A 19,199-nucleotide genomic window follows, 5' to 3' on the forward strand; every position below is an offset into this window, starting at 1 on the left:
GGCCGTGCAGCGGTGGGACCAGCGGGGCGTAGGGATGCCCGGGAGGAGGCACAGGACGTGGCGGAGCCGCGGGGGAGGCGTGTGCGCGAGGAGGAGGCGCACGCATGGCAGGAGCTCGTGACGACGGCCCGCCGGACCGTCTCGGACGGACTCGTCGTCGGCACCTCCGGCAACGTCTCGGTCCGCGTGGGGGACACGGTCCTGGTCACGCCGTCGGGAGTCCCCTACGACCGGCTCACGCCGGACGACGTCACCGGAGTCGGCCTCGACGGCCGGCAGGTCCTCGGCACGCTCGTCCCGACCAGCGAACTGCCCATGCACCTCGCCGTGTACCGCACCACCGGCGCCCGTGCCGTCGTCCACACCCACGCCGTGCACGCGACGGCCGTCTCGACGCTGGTCCGCGAGCTCCCGCTGATCCACTACATGGCCGCCGCGCTCGGCGGCCCCGTCCGGGTCGCCCCGTACGCGACGTACGGCACCGACGAGTTGGCCGAGAACATGCTCCACGCCCTCGCCGACCGCTCCGGCTGCCTCCTCCAGAACCACGGCACCATCACCTACGGCGCGTCGCTGGACCAGGCCTACGACCGCACCGCCCAGCTGGAGTGGATGTGCCGCCTGTGGCTGACGGCCTCCTCGGTCCCGGGCCGCACACCGTCGCTGCTGTCGGAAGCACAGCTGGCGGAGGTGGGGGAGCGGCTGCGCGGGTACGGACAGAAGGGCTGAGGCCGGTTCCCGCTCGGCCCTGTGCGGCTGACGCGGATCGCCACCCCGATGCCGCACCTCGGCGCTCCCCGGCGGTTCCACCACTGGCCGGGGGAAGGATCGGCCGGGACACTGGACCCGTGCGCACTGTCAAAGCGACGGCCGCCGCCGTCACCGTGGCCCTGGCGGCCGGCGCAGCGAGCGTCGCCGCCGGCCGGCTCGCCAGCGACGCCGCGCTCAAGGCGTCCCCCGGCCGGCCCCTGCCCACCGAACCCCGGCTCACCGTGCACGGCACGGCGGCGGGGCAGATCACGCTCACCCGCGACCTGGCCGCCCTGCGCCCCGGCCGGTACGGCCTCGCCGGCGACGGCTCCCACGCGGTCGTCGGCCCCGTCCTGCCCTCCGCAGCGCACTCCGCCGACACCGTCGTGCGCCGCCTGGAACGCGTCACCCACGGCACCTTCGAGTCCGGCGACAAGGCCTGGTTCACCCCGAACGTGCACGTGGGCACCCCGAGCGCCGCCCTCGGCCTGGACCACACCGATGTCGGCATCCCCGGCGAACTCGGCACCCTCCCGGCCTGGTTCGTGCCCGGAGCCCGCGACACCTGGGTGATCGCGGTCCACGGACTCGGCACCACCAGGGAACACGCCATGAACATCATGGGGTTCCTCAACCGCCACCACTTCCCGGTCCTCGCCCTCGCCTACCGAGGCGACCCCGGCGCACCCCGCTCACCGGACGGACTGGGCCACCTCGGCGAGACCGAGTGGCGCGACCTGGACGCGGCGCTCCACTACGCCGTACGCAACGGCGCCGAGCAGGTCGTCCTGCACGGCTGGTCCACCGGCGCCACGATGGCGCTGCGCGCCGCCGCCCACTCGGGGCTGCGCGACCGCGTCTCCGGGCTGGTCCTGGACTCCCCCGTCCTCAGCTGGGAGACGACCCTGCGTGCCCTCGCCGCGGCCCGCCACACACCGGGGGTACTGCTCCCGCTCGCGGTCCGCGCCGCGCAGGGCCGCACCGGGCTGCGCGCCGACCGCCTGGCCGGCGGCGCCGGGCCCGGCAGGCTCACGGTCCCGACCCTGATCGTCCACGGCCCCGACGACACGGTGGCCCCCTGGCAGCACTCCCGCCGTCTCGCGGACGCCCGCCCCGACCTGGTCGCCCTCCACACGGTGACCAAGGCCCCGCACGCCGCCATGTGGAACGCCGACCCCGACGGCTACGAAGAGGCCCTGCGCCGTTTCCTGACGCCGCTCATGTGACGCCGGCCCGCACGAGCGGGGGCGCCAGGTGGCGGTCATTCCGTTTAACTCCGTACCGCTGTCCTGTTTCCGTCCCCCGGCCTCCCGCGGGGCTCCGCGTTGGCCCTCCCTGTCGCCCGCGGTGACATTCCGTTTGGGTTTTCGGACCGTCAACCGCAAGACTGCACCCGTGACGTCCCGTATCCCGCGCGACTCCAGGCTTCGACTCGTCCGCCCACGACCCCTGGCCGCCGCCCCCAGAGCCGTGAACCAGCGCCGCCCGCGCCGTGCCGCCCCGCGCCCTCCGGAGGGCACACCGGCGCCGTCGGAGCTGGCGAGAATGGCGCGTTCCGGTCTGGCCGGCGCGGCCCGCGTCGCCCGCTGGGCCGACGCCGCCCTGGGCCCGGGACGTGCGAGCGCGACCTCCGACGGCACGGCCACCCTCTCCGACGCGACCGCCGAACGGGCGGCGCGGGAGTTGGGCCTGACAGCGGCTCAGGTCCGGGCCGAATGGGACACCGCCCGCCTCGCCGGTCTCGTCGAGGTGCACGGCGACAGCGCCCGCCCCGGCTGGCGGCTGCGCGCCTGGGACCGCGACGACAGCGCCGTCCTGCGCGGCTGGGTCGCCCTCTTCGACGCCTGGTCGCTCGCCTACCCGGAGCCCACGGAACATGAGCCCGCCGCCGTCGCCGAGGTCGTCTCGGCCATGCCGCAGGTGCTCTCCTTCCTCCAGCTGTCCGCCGGGCCCGTCCCCGTCGAACAGCTCCTCGACCTCCTGGAGCAGCGCGTCACCGAACTGCGCACCGAACGCTGCGAGATCCCCTACGGACCGCAGCCCGAGCCCGTCGAGGCGCCGCAGCCCGCGGACACCCCGCTCGCCCCGCTCCTCGACTGGGCCCTGCGCGCCCTCGCCTCCGTCGGCGCCCTCACCTACGGCGACGGACAGGCCACGCTCACCCCGCTCGGCAGCTGGGCCGTCTGGGTCAAACTGGAGCAGATCTGCGTCGCCGCGCAGAGCCCCGCCGGGAACATCGAGGTCTCCGCCGAGGAGATGCTGCGCGGCTGCGCCCAGCTCCGCCCGAACGCGGCCCGCGCCGAATACCGCGCCTGGCTCGCCGCCCGCCCCGTCGGCAGCGCCGTCACCGAACTGCTCGGCGCCGCCCGCGGCGAGGACGCCCTGCTGCGCGGCCTCGCCTTCGAGGCGCTGCGTGTGGTCGGCGCCCCCGCCGAGCCCGACGTCCGCGCCGTGGCCGAGGAGCCGACGCTCAGGCCGTACGCCCTGCTGTGGCTGGCCGAGCACGACGGGGTCGACCCGGAGGACGCCCACGAGGTCCTCACCCGGGAGGAGGCCACCTGGCTGTGGGTCGACACCGCCGCCGCCGTCGCCGACCACGGCGAGGCCCCGATGCTGGTGCGGCACCTGGAGTCCGCGCTGCAGCCGACCATCCCGCAACTGCTCGACGAGGTGCGTGCGGTCGGGCATCCCCGTACCGTGCAGGTCCTGGTGGCGCTGGCCGCCGCGCACCCCGACCCGGCCCTCGCCAAGGCCGTGCGCAGGGCCGCCTTCCAGGTGCACACCGGGGGGAGCTGAGCGGCCGGCGTCAGGTCCGTATCTCGGGGCAGTACGTGCCGAAGCTCCAGATGTTGCCCTCGACGTCCCGGGCCATGTAGTCCCGCGAGCCGTAGTCCTGGTCCGTCGGGGGCATCAGGATCTCCGCGCCGTGCTCCACGGCGTTGCGGTGGTGCGCGTCGACGTCGTCCACGACGACGTACACGCCCGTCGGGCCCGCGCCCTTCATCACCTCGTCGTAGCGGCTGCCGGTGCCCTTGGAGCCGACCATCACCGCGCCGTTGCCCTGGACCAGCTCGGCGTGCAGCACCGAGCCGTCCTCGCCCTCGTACACCGACAGCTCCCTGAAGCCGAGGGCCTGAGTGAGCTGCCTGATCCCCGCCTTCGCGTCCGTGTACAGCACCGTCGGGTAGATGCTCGGACGCGCGCCGCCCGTGACTGCCATGCCGATCACTCCCTTGTGAACCGGTACCTGACGAAAAATCCGGACGTCGCTCAGTCTCGCACCCACCGCCGACAACGACCCGGCGAGACGAACCGAACACCCGAACACAGAAAAAGTGGTTGCACGGCCCCGCTAGACTGGCCTCCATGGCCATTCTCCTCGCGCATTAGACGGCGGGAACGTCCTCAGCCGCCCATCCCGCCACCCACCCCGCTCTGGAGTCTGTCCGTGATCTCCGCCTCCGGCATCGAGCTGCGCGCCGGTGCCCGCGTCCTCATCGAGTCCGCCACCTTCCGTGTCGCCAAGGGCGACCGCATCGGTTTGGTCGGTCGCAACGGCGCAGGCAAGACCACCCTCACCAAGGTCCTCGCAGGCGAGGGCATCCCCGCCGCCGGCACGGTCACCCGCTCCGGCGAGGTCGGCTACCTCCCGCAGGACCCCCGCACCGGTGACCTCGACGTCCTCGCCCGCGACCGCATCCTCTCCGCACGCGGCCTCGACGTACTGATCCGCAAGATGCGCGAGAACGAGCAGCGCATCGCCAACGGCAAGGGCGCCACCCGCGAGAAGGCCCTCAAGCAGTACGAGCGGCAGGAGACGGAGTTCCTCACCAAGGGCGGCTACTCCGCCGAGGCCGAGGCCGCCACCATCGCCGCCGCGCTCAACCTGCCCGACCGGGTGCTCGGCCAGCCCCTGCACACCCTCTCCGGCGGTCAGCGCCGCCGTATCGAGCTGGCCCGGATCCTGTTCTCGGACGCGGACACCCTGCTGCTCGACGAGCCGACCAACCACCTCGACGCCGACTCGATCATCTGGCTGCGCGACTACCTGAAGACCTACCGCGGCGGCTTCATCGTCATCAGCCACGACGTCGACCTGGTCGAGACGGTCGTCAACAAGGTGTTCTACCTGGACGCCAACCGTGCCCAGATCGACATCTACAACATGGGCTGGAAGCTCTACCAGCAGCAGCGCGAGGCCGACGAGAAGCGCCGCAAGCGGGAGCGGGCCAACGCCGAGAAGAAGGCCGCCGCGCTCAACGCCCAGGCCGACAAGATGCGCGCCAAGGCCACCAAGACGGTCGCCGCCCAGAACATGGCCCGGCGGGCCGACAAGCTGCTGGCCGGGCTGGAGGCCGTCCGCCAGTCCGACAAGGTCGCCAAGCTGCGCTTCCCGGAGCCCGCGCCCTGCGGCAAGACCCCGCTGATGGCGGAGGGCCTGTCCAAGTCGTACGGCTCCCTGGAGATCTTCACCGACGTCGACCTGGCCATCGACAAGGGCTCCCGGGTCGTCATCCTCGGCCTCAACGGCGCCGGAAAGACCACCCTGCTGCGGCTGCTCGCGGGCGTCGAACAGCCCGACACCGGCATGGTCGTGCCCGGCCACGGCCTCAAGCTCGGCTATTACGCCCAGGAGCACGAGACCCTCGACCCCGACCGCACGGTCCTGGAGAACATGCGCTCCGCCGCGCCCGACATGGACCTCGTCGAGGTCCGCAAGGTGCTCGGTTCGTTCCTGTTCTCCGGCGACGACGTCGACAAGCCGGCCGGTGTCCTCTCCGGAGGCGAGAAGACCCGCCTGGCCCTCGCCACCCTCGTGGTGTCCTCGGCGAACGTGCTGCTCCTCGACGAGCCGACCAACAACCTCGACCCGGCCAGCCGTGAGGAGATCCTCGGCGCGCTGCGCACCTACAAGGGCGCGGTCGTCCTCGTCACGCACGACGAGGGCGCGGTCGAGGCGCTCCAGCCGGAGCGGATCATCCTGCTCCCGGACGGGGTCGAGGACCTGTGGGGCGCGGACTACGCGGATCTCGTCGCCCTGGCCTGAGCGGTCAGCACCGGTTGATCGAAGATGTGATCCACCGCGGATGGATCATTCAGCCGATCTGTGATCCATCATCTGTGTGAGATCTCCTCGTACCGAGGTGTGTCCTACATCCATGTCACGGCCGAGCCCTCGCTCACCGAGGTCTCGGCCGTCGCGCCTTTCTGACCAGGCCTTTCGTGAAACAACCCGTTCGGCCGTACGGACACGACCGGATGGAATTGCACATTCCGCTTGTGGGGACGCGCTCCCGTCGTCAAAACCTTCTCTCACGGACCTTGCCGAATGGGTGGCCATGAAGCCCCGGAGGGGTGATCATGAGGAGACCAGAGCGCACTTCCCATGAGGAGGCACGGGTGGCCGAGACTCTGAAGAAGGGCAGCCGGGTGACCGGCGCCGCGCGCGACAAGCTCGCGGCAGACCTGAAGAAGAAGTACGACGCCGGTGCGAGCATCCGGGCGTTGGCCGAGGAGACCGGCCGCTCGTATGGCTTCGTGCACCGCATGCTCAGTGAGTCGGGCGTCACGCTCCGAGGGCGTGGCGGGGCGACCCGGGGCAAGAAGGCCGCATCGGCCTGATCCCCCCGGGTGGCCCCACGGCTTCGATGGTGGCCACCCGGTCGGTCGGTTGATCGGCCGGGTGGTTACTGTGCAGTCACTTAACCCCTGCCGTCCAACGGCGTGCAGCCGTCGCACGGCAGGGATGATGACCGCACGCATCGGAGGCGCCCCATGGCTTCGCCCGCTCACGATCTGGATCCCGTACTCGACAAGGACGGCGTACGGCTCACCGTCGACGACGCGATCGCCACGGTGACGCTGACCAATCCGGCCAAACGCAACGCGCAGAGCCCCGCTCTGTGGCGGGCGCTCACGGAGGCCGGGCGGTCGCTGCCGGGTTCCGTCCGGGTCGTGGTGCTGCGGGCCGAGGGCAAGTCCTTCTCCGCCGGGCTCGACCGGCAGGCGTTCACGCCCGAGGGCTTCGACGGTGAGCCATCGTTCATCGACCTCGCGCGGGGCGATGACGCCGAGCTGGACGCGACCATCGCCGAGTACCAGGAGGCGTTCACCTGGTGGCGGCGCAGCGACATCCTGTCGATCGCCGCCGTGCAGGGGCACGCCATCGGGGCGGGCTTCCAGCTGGCCCTCGCCTGTGACCTGCGCGTCGTCGCGGACGACGTGCAGTTCGCCATGCGCGAGACCAGCCTGGGGCTCGTTCCGGACCTGACCGGCACACATCCGCTGGTGGGGCTGGTCGGCTACGCCCGCGCGCTGGAGATCTGCGTGACCGGGCGCTTCGTCACGGCCGAGGAGGCCGTGAGCACCGGCCTGGCCAACCTCGCCGTGCCGTCGGAGCAGCTCGACGGTGCCGTGGGCGACCTGGCGTCGGCGATCCTGGCCGCGCCGCGCGACGCGGTGATCGAGACCAAGGCCCTGGTGCGCGGAGCGCTGGACCGGGACTACGAGGCCCAGCGCGTCGCCGAGCGGGCCGCCCAGGCACGTCGGCTGCGGGACCTGGCCGGACTCGGTGAATGAGGCCGGTCCCTCTTTCCGGTTCCGCCGCGCGGGCTGCTGAGGTGCGCGGGCTGTGGCAGGTCAGTCGACCGCGCTGATCAGGACCGCCACGGTCGGATGGTCCGTCAGGGCCTCCGACACCGCTGCGCGGACCTCCCGGGCCACCTCCACGGCTCGGCGGTCCGCGTTCACCGCCAGTTCCACCTGCACGTGCCGGTGGGGCAGCGCTGTCGCGTCCGGCAGCTCCCTGATGTGGACCGGGTGGCCCAGCGTGGCCGTCAGCCGGGTGACGCCCGCGACCGCGAGCGCGGCGGTGGCCGCACGGATCTCGTCCGTGCCCTTCGCCTCCGCGGCCGACGGCGGCTCCGGCACGCGTTGGGACGAGGGCTCCGTCTCCTCGTCGAGCAGGGCCGTCACCCGCAGGTCCACGTCCGTCACCGTCAGGCCGAGTCGTTCCACCGCGGCGGTCGCCAGGGCGGACCGCAGGCGGGAGGCCGTCGTCGGAAGCGGCTCGGAGGCCGTGGCCGCGAGGTCGGCCGTCATCCGCAGCGGGCCCGGGGGCAGGGCGCTCGGCGGGGGCAGTACGGCGGGCTCGTCAGCGCTCTCCGGGTCGGCCAGCCCGATGCGCAGCGCGTCGAGGCGCACGCCGCGCGCGTCCAGTGCCGCGCGCCGCAGCACCGCCTCGGCCGCCCGCTCGGTGATCCACGCGCCGTCGCGCGGACCGCCCAGGGGGAGGAGTCTGCCGAGCCCGAGCTGCTGCCGTACCGCTTGCGTCCACCGTTCCGTCGTCGTCATTCCTCCAGCCTGCCGTATCCCTGGCGCGCAATGGCGCAACCCGGCTTAACGTGGTCAAAGGGGCGTATACCGGAAGGGACGTACGGCCATGACCGAGATGACGAACCGGCCGAGGGCCACAGAGGAGAAGGACGAGGCCCGCAGGGCGCAGGCGGCCCGGCGCGGTGGCGGCGACCCCGCCACGCGTGGACGGACCACCATCGCCGACGGCGTCGTGGAGAAGATCGCCGGGCTGGCCGCGCGTGACGTGGTCGGCGTACACGCCATGGGCAGCGGTCTGTCGCGGACCTTCGGGGCCGTGCGCGACCGTGTGCCGGGTGGCCAGAAGTCGGTGACGCGCGGCGTGAGCGCCGAGGTCGGCGAGCGGCAGACCGCGCTCGACCTGGAGATCGTCATCGACTACGGCGTGTCGATCGAGGACGTGGCGGGTGGAGTCCGCGAGAACGTGATCACGGCCGTCGAGCGGATGACCGGGCTTGAGGTCGTGGAGGTCAACATCGCGGTGAGCGATGTGAAGCTGCCGGAGGAAGAGGAAGAGGAACCGGAGCGCCGGATCCAGTGACCAGCAGGGGACCGGACATTCGACAGGTGACGAGCTGGCGGGCTGACGAGCTGAGGAGCGCACCATGAACATGGCCGTGTTCGGCATGATCGCCGGAATGGCGCTGGGCTTCGCCGGGTACTTCGGCGGATTCGGCGCCTTCCTGGTGGTGGCGGCCCTGGGTGCCGTCGGTTTCGTCGTCGGCCGGTTCGTGGAGGGGGACTGGGAGCTCGGCGACTTCTTCCACACCCGTGAGAACCGGCGGCGGTGACCGACGTGAGCAGTGGGGCCGACGAGCTCCGGAAACCGTCGGTCACCGTCCCGCCGGGCGAGCGCGGTGCCACGAGGATCGCCGACCGCGTGGTCGCGAAGGTCGCCACGCAGGCGGCGCGCGAGGCACTCGGCACGCTGCCCAGGGGCGCCGCGCCCCCGCACGCCGACGTGGTCGTGCACCACGACGTGGCCCACGTCCACGTCCACCTGGAACTCGGCTACCCGACCGACGTCGGAGCCCGCTGCGCACAGGTGCGCCGCCACGTCACCGACCGGGTGAGCGCGTTGGTGGGAATGGCGGTGCCCGAGGTCGCCGTCCGGGTGGAGCGGCTGCACCTGGCACCGGAGTACGGCGCGGCACAGCGGAGGACGCGATGAGCGAGCCCCAGGGCTCCGAGGGCACCACCCGGCGACTGCCGGTCATCGAGAAGGACGCCGGCACCGAGCCGACGCCCCCGCCCGAGCCGGACCGCGGCAGGAGCGGCACCCGGCGCTTCTGGTCGGCACGCCGTGTCCCCGCGGGCATCGTCGCGCTGCTGCTCTTCGTGGTCGCCGGTGCCTTCCTGTACGACGTCGCCGCCGTGCGCGCCGGCCGGAACGCCCTGGCCTGGCGCCGGGAACTGGCCCAGCAGCTCGCCGAGCGGCACCTCGACGACACCTGGGTGCTCGTCGGGGCGGCCGTCGCCGCCGCTCTCGGCCTCTGGCTGATCGCGCTGGCCGTGACGCCCGGCCTGCGGGGGGTCCTGCCGATGCGGCGCACCCACCCCGACGTACGCGCCGGACTGCACCGGAAGACCGCCGCGGTCGTGCTGCGCGACCGGGCCATGGAGGTCCCCGGCGTGCAGTCGGCGCACGTGCGGATGCGCCGCGCGAAGGCCCGCGTCCGCGCCGTCTCGCACTTCCGCGAGCTGGACGACGTACGCACAGATCTGGACACCGTGCTCACCGAGGCGGTGCAGGGGCTGGGGCTCGACCGGCCGCCCGCGCTGTCGGTGCGCGTGGCGCGTCCCGGACGGAAGGGGTGACAGCGGTGCTCAGGGCCGTCAACCGGGTGCTGATCGGGATCGTGGGGCTGGTCCTCCTCGTCCTCGGCGGCTCCGTCCTCGCCATCGGTCTCGGGGCACCGGCGCCCTCCTGGTGGATCCACCACGGGAAGCACGACGTGCTGCTCAACGACGCCGAGCGGACCCGTTGGCGGGACGCCGACTGGTGGTGGCCGACCGTCATCGCGGTGCTCGCCGTCCTCGTGCTGCTCGCCCTGTGGTGGCTGACCGCGGTGCTGCGCCGGCGCCGGCTCAGCGAGGTGCTCGTCGACACCCGCGACGGGGACGGCGCGGTGCTGCGCGGCCGGGCTCTGGAGGGCGCCCTCGCCCAGGAGGCGGGCGGGCTGGGCGGCGTCGAACGCGCCCAGGTCCACCTCACCGGCCGACGCGACGCGCCCCGCGCCCGCGTACGGCTCATGCTGGAACCGCACGTGGACCCCGGCACCGCGCTGCACGACCTGCACACCCGGGCGCTGACCCACGCCCGCGACTCGGCGGGCCTGCCGGCCCTGCCCGCGGAGGTCCAGCTGCGGGGCGCCAAGCACCGGCCGGAAAGGGTCGGCTGAACCTCAGAACCCGTGCCGGACCCCACCATCCACCGGCACCATGACCCCCGTCAGATACGAGGCGGCCGGAGACAGCAGAAACGCGGCCGCACGTCCGAACTCCTCCGGCGTCCCGTACCGCCGCAGCGGAATCCGGGACTCGGCCGCCGCCCGCGTCGCCTCCGGGTCCGCGGACAATCCGTCCAGCTCCCGCACGCGATCGGTGTCGATGCGCCCCGGCAGCAGCCCCACCACCCGTATGCCACGCGGCCCCAGCTCGTCCGCCAGCGACTTGGCGAACCCGGCGAGCCCCGGCCGCAGCCCGTTGGAGATGGTCAGCCCCGGAATCGGCTCGTGCACCGACCCCGACAGCACGAAGCCGATGACCCCGCCCTCCTCCAGCTCGGCGGCCGCCGCGCGGGCGAGCCGCACGGCACCGAGGAACACCGACTCGAACGCCGCCTGCCACTGCTCGTCGGAGTTGTCGGCCACGAACCCCGGCGGCGGCCCGCCCACGCTGACGAGGACGCCGTCGAAACGGCCGAAGCGCTCACGCGCGGCCGTGATCAGCCGGGTGGCCGCCGACGGATCGGCGTTGTCGACGGCCACGCCGAGCGCGTTCGTACCCAGTTCGGCGGCGGCGTCAGCGACGCGTTTCTCGTCCCGTCCCGTGACGACCACCTTCGCTCCGTCGGCCACCAGCTCGCGCGCGGACGCGTTGCCCAGGCCGCGGGTGGCCCCGGTGACGACGTACACCCGGTCCTTCAGTCCAAGATCCATGGCCCCTATCCTGCCCCCTCGCCCCCGAACAGGGCGAGGGCGGTGTTCACCAGGCCGATGTGGCTGAACGCCTGCGGGAAGTTGCCGAGCTGGCGCCCGGCGACCGGGTCGTACTCCTCCGAGAGCAGTCCCACGTCGTTGGCGAGGCCCACCAGCCGTTCGAACAGCTCGCGGGCCTCCTGGGTCCGGCCCGTCATGTGCAGCGCGTCCGCGAGCCAGAACGAGCACACCAGGAAGGTGCCCTCGCCGCCAGGCAGCCCGTCGACGGTCGTGTCCCCGGTGCTGTAGCGGCGCAGCAGGCCCTCGTGGTCCAGCTCCTTGCGGACCGCGTCGATCGTTCCCATCACGCGCGGGTCGTCGGGCGGCAGGAAGCCCACGCGCGGGATGAGCAGCAGCGCCGCGTCCAGCTCGCGCGAGCCGTAGGACTGTGTGAAGGTGTTCCGCTCCGGGTCGTAGCCCCGTTCGCACACCTCGCGGTGCACCTCCTCGCGCAGCTCCCGCCAGGCCTCCGCGTCGCCCTCCAGCCGGGGGTACCGCTCCAGCGTGTGCACGGCCCGGTCGGCGGCCACCCACACCATGACCTTGGAGTGCACGAACTGCCGGCGACCGCCCCGCACCTCCCACAGCCCCTCGTCCGGCTGCCGCCACGCCGTCCGCAGGAATGTCAGCAGGGCCCGCTCCAGCGACCACATGTGCGGCTTCGGCGTCAGCCCCGCCTTCCGGGCCAGCGACAGGGAGTCCATGACCTCGCCGTACACGTCCAGCTGGAGCTGGTTCACGGCCCCGTTGCCGATCCGCACGGGCGCCGAGCCGGCGAAGCCGGACAGCCACGGCAGCTCGAACTCCGGCAGCCGGCGCTCGCCCGCCACGCCGTACATGATCTGCAGGTCCGCCGGGTCGCCCGCGACCGCGCGCACCAGCCAGTTCCGCCAGGCCTCGGCCTCCTCCAGGTATCCGGCCGACAGCAGCGCGCCCAGGGTGAGCGTGGAGTCGCGCAGCCAGCAGTAGCGGTAGTCCCAGTTGCGTACGCCGCCCGGCTCCTCCGGGAGCGAGGTGGTGGGGGCGGCCACGATGCCGCCGGTGGGCGCGTAGGTGAGGGCCTTGAGGGTGATCAGGGAGCGGACGACGGCGTCCCGGTACGGGCCGTCGTAGCGGCAGTGGGACGCCCACTCCCGCCAGTCCACCACGCTGTGGTCCAGCGTCACGTACGGGTCGATGAGCGGTGGGCGCGGCTGGTGCGAAGGGTGCCAGGTGAGGACGAATGCGACCTTCTGGCCCTGGGCGACGGTGAACTCGGAGTGGGTGCCCAAGTCCTGCCCCCAGGTGCGCACCGGGGGCTCGCTGCGCAGCCACACCGCGTCCGGGCCCGCGACGGCCACCCGGTGCCCGTCGGCCCTGCGCATCCACGGCACGATCGAGCCGTAGTCGAAGCGCAGCCGGAGCGTGCTGCGCATGGTGACCTTGCCCGCGAGTCCTTCCACGACGCGTACGAGGTCGGGGGCGCGGTCGCGCTGGGGCATCAGGTCGGTGACGCGTACCGCGCCCTGGCCGGTCTCCCACTCGGTGTCGAGGACGAGGGTGTCGCGGCGATAGGCGCGCCGGGTGCAGCGCTCCGCCCCCTTGGGGGCGATACGCCAGTGACCGTTGTCCTCGTCGCCGAGCAGCCTGGCGAAGCAGGCGCCCGAGTCGAAACGGGGCAGGCACAGCCAGTCCACGGAGCCGTCCGTGCCGACCAGGCCCGCCGTCTGTTCGTCGCCGATCAGTGCGTAGTCCTCGATGCGGGGGTGCACGGGCTCCGGGTTCCCTCAGGGCCCGGGAGGCAACCAGGGCCGGTCCGGGCTCACCCGGCCGTACCCGAGAAGATCACCCCCGGGTCCGCCGGGGCCTGGTTGAGCACCCACAGGCCGATCAGCGTGGCCAGCGCGAACACGACGGTGATCAGCACGGCGAGCACGAGCCGGCGCCGGCGTTCGCGGCGCAGCCACTCGCCCCGCGCCGTGCGGTAGGCGTCGGGTGCGGCCCGCACTCCGTCCGCGAGCGCGGCGAGGGCCTCGCTCAGCTCCCGTTCCGTGCGGTCCGGTCCGGTGCCACGCGACCAAGTCGCATCTCGATGGGTCATCGCCGGGCCTCCATCACCTGGGTCAGAGCGGCGATGCCGCGTGCCGTGTGCGTCTTGACGGAACCGCACGAGATCCCCATCGCGGCGGCGATCTCGCTCTCCTTCAACCCGAGCCAGTGCCGCAGCACCAGCGCCTCCCGCTGCCGGGCCGGCAGCTGCTGGAGCGCGTCGATCAGCACCCGCTGGTCGTCGCGGAGCAGCGCGGTGCTCTCGGCGGACGCGACCGTCTCGTCCTGCGGGCCCGGGGGGTTCTCCGCGTGCCTGCGGGCGACCTGGAGGTGCCGTATCCGCATCCGTGTGAGGTTGCAGACGGTGGAGCGCAGGTACGCCTCCGCGGCCTTCGAGTCCCGCAGGCGCCGCCATTTTCGGTAGATCTGGTAGTACGCCTCGGCCACCACGTTCTCCGGATCGTCCGCGCCGAGCAGCACGGCCAGGCGCAGCATCGAGGAGTAGTGCAGCTCGAAGAGACGGGCGAGGCCGACCTCGCGCTCCAGGTCGGCCGGGTCGCCCACCGCGAGGGACTCGGGGGCGGGCCCCGGTGGTCTCGGCGGGACGGTCGGGGCGTTCTGTCTGCGTCTCACGGGTGGTTCGCTCCCGTCTCGGGGCGCCGCCTGACGGTCAGGCGGGACGGTAGGCCGGTGGCGTCGGCGCCGCGCGGGACGCCGAGACGTTCGAGGGCCGCGGTGCCGGTCACGGCGACGGCCAGGTTCAGCAGCAGGGCCGCGAGCCCGGCGTAGACCCCCAGCGGCCCGAAACCCAGGGGCACGATGGGGGAGAACCCTTCGCGCACGACCATGAAGGTTCCGGCGACCATGCCCACACCCCATCCGGCGAGCAGTGCCCGCGGGTGCAGCCGCCCGGTGAACAGCCCGACGGCGACGGCCGGGAAGACCTGCAGGATCCACACCCCGCCCAGCAGCTGGAGGTTGATGGCGTCCTGGTCGCGCAGCCCGAACACGAACGCCACCGCCCCCACCTTCGCCGTCAGCGACACCACCTTGGCGACGCGCACCTGGCGCTTGGGCGTGGCCGTCGGATGGACGTACTCGACGTACACGTTCCGTACGAAGCCGGTGGCGGCGGCGATCGACATCACGGCGGCGGGGACCAGCGCGCCCACGGTGATCGCGGCGAACACCAGCCCGGCCGGCGGTCCCGGCATCAGCCGGTCGACCAGCATCGGCACGGCCGCCTCGGCGCTGCCCTCGGGGGCCCGCACCCCCGTGGCCAGGGCCGCGATGCCGAGGAATCCGAAGAGGGCGAGCAGCCCGGTCCAGGCGGGCAGCGCCACGGAGACCTTGCGCAGGGTGCGGGGGCCGTCGGCGGCGAAACCGGCGGTGAGCACGTGCGGGTACATCAGCAGGGCCAGCGCGGAGCCGAGGGCGAGCGTGGCATAGGCGGGTTGCTGCTCGGGGGCCAGGAGCAGCGGGGAGTGGGCCACGTCCGTCCCGCCCAGCCGCCGGGCCGCGCCCTCGAAGACCGGGCCGGGGCCGCCGAGCCGCTGCAGGACCAGCCAGCACACGGCGGTCAGCGACACGAACACCGCCACCGCCTTCAGCGCCGAGATGACCGCGGGAGCGCGCAGCCCGTGCCGGTAGGTGGCCACCGCCAGCCCCGCGAACAGCGCCACCATCACCAGGTCGCCGGCCGCGCCCCGCGGATAGACGCCTCCGGCGGTCAGCACCGCCCGTATCCCGAGCAGTTGCAGCGCCAGGTACGGCATCGTCGCGAGGATCCCGGTCAGCGCGACCACCAGCGCCAGCGGCGGCGAGCCGTACCGTCCCCGCACGAAGTCGGCGGCGGTGACGTAACCGTGCCGGCGGGCCACCGTCCACAGGCGGCTCAGCAGCACGAAGGCGAGCGGCCAGACGATCACGGTGTACGGCACGGCGAAGAAGGCGGGAGCGCCGTTGCCGTACGCCAGGCCGGGCACGGCGGTGAAGGTGTACGCGGTGAAGATCGTGCCGCCGAGCAGCAGCCAGGTCCACACCGGGCCGAGGCCGCGGTCGGCCAGCGCCCAGCCCTCCAGGGACGGCAGCCGGTCGCTCGGGCGCAGCCGCCGCGCGGTGACGGCGAGCAGCGACGCCCCGCCGATCACGGCGAGGAACGTCGTGGTCATGGCGCCGTCGGCCATGGGTCACCGTCCTTGGTGTGCCTGTGCCCTCGACCATTGGTTGCGCGGATGGCCGGATCGGAGGACAGAAAACCGGCGGGAAATCATCTGGAAATTCGCTGTCAACCGCTCCCGGCGGGTGGGCAACTCTTGCACAGACCGACAGCGAGCGGGAGCCCACGGGCGTCGCGACCGCCCGGCCGCGGGTCTGCCCGAGCTACCGGATCCCTTTCACCCCACCCCTGTCACCCCGCCGTTCGAGCGAGGAGCCGCCATGTCCGTATCAGCCATGCCCGAAACCGGCCTCCCGGCGCCGGAAAAACCCCGAATGTCACCGAAGTCCGTCGTGCTGTGGACCGCCGTCTCCCTGCTCGGCGCCGTCGCCTGGGGAGTCCTCGCGCTGGCCCGGGGCGAGCGGATCTCCGCGGTCTGGCTGGTGATCGCCGCGCTCGGCTCGTACGCCATCGCCTACCGCTTCTACGCCCGCTTCGTCGCCCGCCGTGTGCTGAAGCCGGACGACCGCCGGGCCACCCCCGCCGAGCGCCTGGAGGACGGTGTCGACTTCCACCCCACCGACCGCCGGGTACTCCTCGGTCACCATTTCGCCGCGATCGCCGGTGCCGGACCGCTGGTGGGGCCGGTGCTCGCGGCCCAGATGGGCTACCTGCCGGGCACCTTGTGGATCGTGACCGGGGTGATCTTCGCCGGGGCCGTACAGGACATGGTCGTGCTGTTCCTGTCCATGCGGCGGGACGGCAGGTCACTCGGGCAGATGGCCCGCGACGAGATCGGCCGCGCGGGCGGGGCCGCCGCCCTGATCGCCGTCTTCGCCATCATGATCATCCTGCTGGGTGTGCTGGCCCTGGTGGTCGTGAACGCCCTCGCGCACTCCCCGTGGGGCACGTTCTCCGTCGCGATGACCATTCCCATCGCCCTGTTCATGGGCTTCTGGCTGCACCGCATCCGCCCGGGCCGGGTCGTCGAGACCAGCCTGATCGGCGTGGCGCTGCTGCTGCTCGCCATCGCCGGCGGCAGCTGGATCCAGAACTCCTCGCTCGCCGGGACCTTCACCCTCAGCCCGGCGACCCTGGTCTTCTGCCTGGTCGGCTACGGCTTCGTCGCCTCCGTCCTGCCCGTGTGGATGCTGCTCGCGCCGCGCGACTACCTGTCCACCTTCATGAAGATCGGCACGATCGCGCTGCTCGCGGTCGGCGTGGTCGTGGCCGCCCCGGTGATGCGGGCGGACGCGGTGAGCGACTTCGCCTCCTCGGGCGCCGGGCCGGTCTTCGCGGGATCGCTGTTCCCCTTCCTGTTCATCACCATCGCGTGCGGCGCGCTGTCCGGCTTCCACGCCCTGGTCTCCTCCGGCACCACACCGAAGCTGATCCAGAAGGAGTCCCAGGTCCGGATGATCGGCTACGGGGCCATGCTGATGGAGTCCTTCGTCGCGATCATGGCGCTGATCGCCGCGGCGACCCTGGAACCGGGTCTGTACTACGCGATGAACGCCCCCGCGGGCCTGCTCGGTACGACCGCCGAGTCGGCGTCCCACGCGGTGGCGGGCCTGGGCTTCACCATCACCCCCGACCAGCTCACCCAGGCCGCGAAAGCGGTGGAGGAACAGACCCTGATCGCCCGCTCCGGCGGTGCCCCGACGCTGGCCGTCGGCATGTCGGAGATCTTCTCCGGCGTCTTCGGCGGTACGGCCATGAAGGCCTTCTGGTACCACTTCGCGATCATGTTCGAGGCGCTGTTCATCCTGACCACGGTGGACGCCGGCACCCGCGTGGGCCGCTTCATGCTCCAGGACATGCTCGGCAACGTGTTCAGGCCGCTCGGCCGGGTCACCTGGAAGCCCGGCATCTGGCTGTGCAGCGCCCTCGTCGTGGCGGCCTGGGGCTACTTCCTCTACACCGGCGCCACCGACCCCCTCGGCGGCATCAACCAGCTCTTCCCGCTCTTCGGCATCGCCAACCAGCTCCTCGCCGCGATCGCCCTGGCGCTCTGCACGACCGTCCTCGTCAAGTCCGGGCGGCTGCGCTGGGCCTGGGTCACCGGCGTCCCCCTGGCCTGGGTGGTCGCGGTCACCTTCACCGCCGGCTGGCAGAAGATCTTCTCCGCGGACCCCAAGGTCGGCTTCTTCGCCCAGCGGGCACGCTACGCCGACGCCCTCGACGCCGGCCAGGTCCTGCCGCCCGCCAAGAACCTCGACGACATGCACACCGTCGTCACCAACTCCACGGTGGACGGCGTCCTCATCGCCCTCTTCCTGGTGCTGGTCGCCGTGGTGATCGTCAACGCGGCGGTGGTCTGCGTACGGGCCGTACGGTCGCCGGGGGTGCTGCCGACCACGGAGGCGCCGTACACCGAGTCCCGCATCGACGTGGCCGGAGCGCGGGCGTGAGGGCCGTGCGGTGGGTGCGGGCCCTGCGCTGGTACGTGGGTGAGCTCACCGAGGTGCTGCGGATGCTGCACAGGGACGAACGTCCGCGGAACCGCTGTTGCTGACGGGGCCGCGGGGGCGTCACACCGTCGCCGGTTCCGCCTCCGCGGACTCCTCCTCGGCCGCCGCCCCGGCCCGTTCCCGGGCCTCGCGGCGGGCCAGGACGAACCAGCCGACCGGGACGGCCGCGGCGAACAGCCACCACTGGACGGCGTACGCGTAGTTAAGGGCGGCGTCCTCGCTGCCGGGCTCCCCGAGCAGCTCCGGGGTGCCGCCCTTCGGCTCGGGCGCCGTCTGCACGACGTAGCCGCCGAGCACCGTGGCGCCGAGGCGCCGCGCCTCCTGCTCACTGTTGATCAGCATGATCTGGCGGTCCGGCAGCCCCTTGAGGTCCTTGATACCGCTCGCCGCGGTCGTCTCGTCGGGCATCAGCCGGCCGGTGACGGTGATCTCGCCCTTCGGCGGCGCCGGAACCTCCGGGAACGCGGTCTGGCTCGGGCCGCCGGGGATCCAGCCCCGGTTGACCAGGAGGACCTTGCCGTCGTCGAGCACGAACGGGGTCAGGATGTGGTAGCCGACCTCGTCGTCGGCATTGGTGCGGCGGCGGACGACCACCTCGTCGGCGGTGTCGAAGTGCCCCTTCGCGGTCACGCTGCGGTACCGGTCATGGGTGGTGACCGTGTGTCCGGGGGAGGTCAGCTTCTCCACGGGCACCGGCCTCGCGGCCAGCGCGTCGGAGACCAGCTGGTTCCTGGCGGTGCGCAGCTCGTAGCGGTGCATCTGCCAGATGCCCAGCCTGATCATCGTGGGGATGAGGAGGAGGGCGACCAGCGTGAGGATCACCCACTGCCGGGACAACAGGAAGCGGTACACCCCACGACGGTACAACTCGGTCGTGGGGTGGATTCAGGCGGGTGCGTGCTTTCCACCCTGCCGCGGGGACGTGCTCACACCTTGTCGACGATGCCCGCCTTTCCCTCCGCGCGGGCGCAGTGGGCACCGCAGTACCACTGGCCCCCGACCTCGACACCCTGGCCGATGATCTGCACACGACAGTGCTCGCAGATCGGTGCCATGCGATGGATCGCGCAGGCGAAGCAGTCGAAGACGTGCACCGCGCCCTGCGCGTGCACCTCGAAGGTCATTCCGTAATGATTTCCGCATACCTCACATGTCGCCATGCGCCACAGGGTGAGCCGTCACCGCGGGGCGGGCGAGCGGGCGGCAGGCGAGTCGCGC

Annotated in this window: 21 protein-coding genes; 12 read left to right on the forward strand and 9 right to left on the reverse strand. The window is 72.5% G+C overall.

Going from position 1 to position 19,199, the window contains the following annotated elements:
- Positions 1-57: 57 nt before the first annotated feature.
- The 3 genes from NW895_RS08570 (at position 58) to NW895_RS08580 (ending at position 3,546) form a co-directional block, all read left to right on the forward strand.
- A complete protein-coding gene (locus NW895_RS08570; RefSeq protein ID WP_289934729.1) occupies positions 58-729 on the forward strand; it encodes a class II aldolase/adducin family protein in 672 nt (223 codons plus the stop codon).
- A gap of 119 nt (positions 730-848) precedes the next feature.
- A complete protein-coding gene (locus NW895_RS08575) occupies positions 849-1,976 on the forward strand; it encodes an alpha/beta fold hydrolase (protein ID WP_289934730.1) in 1,128 nt (375 codons plus the stop codon).
- A 319-nt stretch (positions 1,977-2,295) separates the two neighbouring features.
- A complete protein-coding gene (locus NW895_RS08580) occupies positions 2,296-3,546 on the forward strand; it encodes a hypothetical protein (RefSeq protein WP_289934731.1) in 1,251 nt (416 codons plus the stop codon).
- A 10-nt stretch (positions 3,547-3,556) separates the two neighbouring features.
- Here NW895_RS08580 and NW895_RS08585 read toward each other — a convergent pair whose 3' ends face one another.
- Positions 3,557-3,970 (reverse strand): VOC family protein, encoded by a 414-nt coding sequence (locus tag NW895_RS08585; protein WP_289934732.1) that lies wholly within the window; start codon positions 3,968-3,970, stop codon positions 3,557-3,559.
- Positions 3,971-4,198: 228 nt separating this feature from the next.
- On the opposite strand from NW895_RS08585, the gene NW895_RS08590 reads away from it, so the two are divergent.
- The 3 genes from NW895_RS08590 (at position 4,199) to NW895_RS08600 (ending at position 7,329) form a co-directional block, all read left to right on the forward strand.
- Entirely contained in the window at positions 4,199-5,797 is a 1,599-nt protein-coding gene (locus tag NW895_RS08590) for an ABC-F family ATP-binding cassette domain-containing protein (protein WP_289934733.1), read from the forward strand.
- Positions 5,798-6,150: 353 nt separating this feature from the next.
- Positions 6,151-6,372, forward strand: coding sequence for a helix-turn-helix domain-containing protein (locus tag NW895_RS08595; RefSeq protein WP_018567695.1), 222 nt, complete (start codon positions 6,151-6,153; stop codon positions 6,370-6,372).
- Positions 6,373-6,525: 153 nt separating this feature from the next.
- Positions 6,526-7,329, forward strand: a complete 804-nt coding sequence (locus NW895_RS08600; RefSeq protein WP_289934734.1) for an enoyl-CoA hydratase/isomerase family protein — start codon at positions 6,526-6,528, stop codon at positions 7,327-7,329.
- 60 nt (positions 7,330-7,389) lie between these two features.
- Here NW895_RS08600 and NW895_RS08605 read toward each other — a convergent pair whose 3' ends face one another.
- Positions 7,390-8,103: a nucleopolyhedrovirus P10 family protein gene (locus NW895_RS08605; RefSeq protein ID WP_289934735.1), complete on the reverse strand. Its 714-nt coding sequence runs from the start codon at positions 8,101-8,103 to the stop codon at positions 7,390-7,392.
- A gap of 88 nt (positions 8,104-8,191) precedes the next feature.
- On the opposite strand from NW895_RS08605, the gene NW895_RS08610 reads away from it, so the two are divergent.
- The 5 genes from NW895_RS08610 to amaP all read left to right on the forward strand — a co-directional run bounded on the left by NW895_RS08610 (position 8,192) and on the right by amaP (position 10,526).
- Complete coding sequence (locus NW895_RS08610; RefSeq protein ID WP_289934736.1) at positions 8,192-8,665, forward strand: Asp23/Gls24 family envelope stress response protein; 474 nt, start codon at positions 8,192-8,194, stop codon at positions 8,663-8,665.
- A gap of 64 nt (positions 8,666-8,729) precedes the next feature.
- Positions 8,730-8,915, forward strand: a complete 186-nt coding sequence (locus NW895_RS08615) for a hypothetical protein (RefSeq protein ID WP_289934737.1) — start codon at positions 8,730-8,732, stop codon at positions 8,913-8,915.
- The gene (locus NW895_RS08620; protein ID WP_289934738.1) at positions 8,912-9,295 is read left to right on the forward strand and encodes a hypothetical protein; all 384 of its coding nucleotides are present in this window, start codon (positions 8,912-8,914) and stop codon (positions 9,293-9,295) included. The genes NW895_RS08615 and NW895_RS08620 overlap by 4 nt, the downstream gene beginning before the upstream one ends.
- Positions 9,292-9,942, forward strand: coding sequence for a DUF6286 domain-containing protein (locus tag NW895_RS08625; protein WP_289934739.1), 651 nt, complete (start codon positions 9,292-9,294; stop codon positions 9,940-9,942). The genes NW895_RS08620 and NW895_RS08625 overlap by 4 nt, the downstream gene beginning before the upstream one ends.
- A complete protein-coding gene (gene amaP, locus NW895_RS08630) occupies positions 9,939-10,526 on the forward strand; it encodes an alkaline shock response membrane anchor protein AmaP (RefSeq protein WP_289934740.1) in 588 nt (195 codons plus the stop codon). The genes NW895_RS08625 and amaP overlap by 4 nt, the downstream gene beginning before the upstream one ends.
- 3 nt (positions 10,527-10,529) lie before the next feature.
- On the opposite strand, the gene NW895_RS08635 is transcribed toward amaP, so the two are convergent.
- The 5 genes from NW895_RS08635 to NW895_RS08655 form a co-directional block, all read right to left on the reverse strand.
- Positions 10,530-11,285, reverse strand: coding sequence for an SDR family oxidoreductase (locus NW895_RS08635; RefSeq protein ID WP_289934741.1), 756 nt, complete (start codon positions 11,283-11,285; stop codon positions 10,530-10,532).
- A gap of 5 nt (positions 11,286-11,290) precedes the next feature.
- Positions 11,291-13,075: a glycoside hydrolase family 15 protein gene (locus NW895_RS08640; RefSeq protein ID WP_289934742.1), complete on the reverse strand. Its 1,785-nt coding sequence runs from the start codon at positions 13,073-13,075 to the stop codon at positions 11,291-11,293.
- 50 nt (positions 13,076-13,125) lie between these two features.
- Positions 13,126-13,404, reverse strand: a complete 279-nt coding sequence (locus NW895_RS08645; RefSeq protein ID WP_289934743.1) for a hypothetical protein — start codon at positions 13,402-13,404, stop codon at positions 13,126-13,128.
- Complete coding sequence (locus tag NW895_RS08650) at positions 13,401-13,916, reverse strand: sigma-70 family RNA polymerase sigma factor (RefSeq protein ID WP_289934835.1); 516 nt, start codon at positions 13,914-13,916, stop codon at positions 13,401-13,403. The genes NW895_RS08645 and NW895_RS08650 overlap by 4 nt, the downstream gene beginning before the upstream one ends.
- Before the next feature lie 65 nt (positions 13,917-13,981).
- Positions 13,982-15,538, reverse strand: a complete 1,557-nt coding sequence (locus NW895_RS08655) for a sodium:solute symporter (RefSeq protein WP_289934744.1) — start codon at positions 15,536-15,538, stop codon at positions 13,982-13,984.
- Between the two features lie 253 nt (positions 15,539-15,791).
- Between NW895_RS08655 and NW895_RS08660 the strand changes: the two genes are divergently transcribed.
- A complete protein-coding gene (locus tag NW895_RS08660) occupies positions 15,792-17,921 on the forward strand; it encodes a carbon starvation CstA family protein (protein WP_289934745.1) in 2,130 nt (709 codons plus the stop codon).
- A 120-nt stretch (positions 17,922-18,041) separates the two neighbouring features.
- Here NW895_RS08660 and NW895_RS08665 read toward each other — a convergent pair whose 3' ends face one another.
- The gene (locus NW895_RS08665; protein ID WP_289934746.1) at positions 18,042-18,833 is read right to left on the reverse strand and encodes an SURF1 family protein; all 792 of its coding nucleotides are present in this window, start codon (positions 18,831-18,833) and stop codon (positions 18,042-18,044) included.
- A gap of 74 nt (positions 18,834-18,907) precedes the next feature.
- Positions 18,908-19,141, reverse strand: coding sequence for a hypothetical protein (locus NW895_RS08670; protein ID WP_289934747.1), 234 nt, complete (start codon positions 19,139-19,141; stop codon positions 18,908-18,910).
- Positions 19,142-19,199 lie beyond the last annotated feature (58 nt).

Origin of the sequence: Streptomyces sp. S.PNR 29, from assembly GCF_030386795.1 — a bacterium.
Classification (GTDB): domain Bacteria; phylum Actinomycetota; class Actinomycetes; order Streptomycetales; family Streptomycetaceae; genus Streptomyces.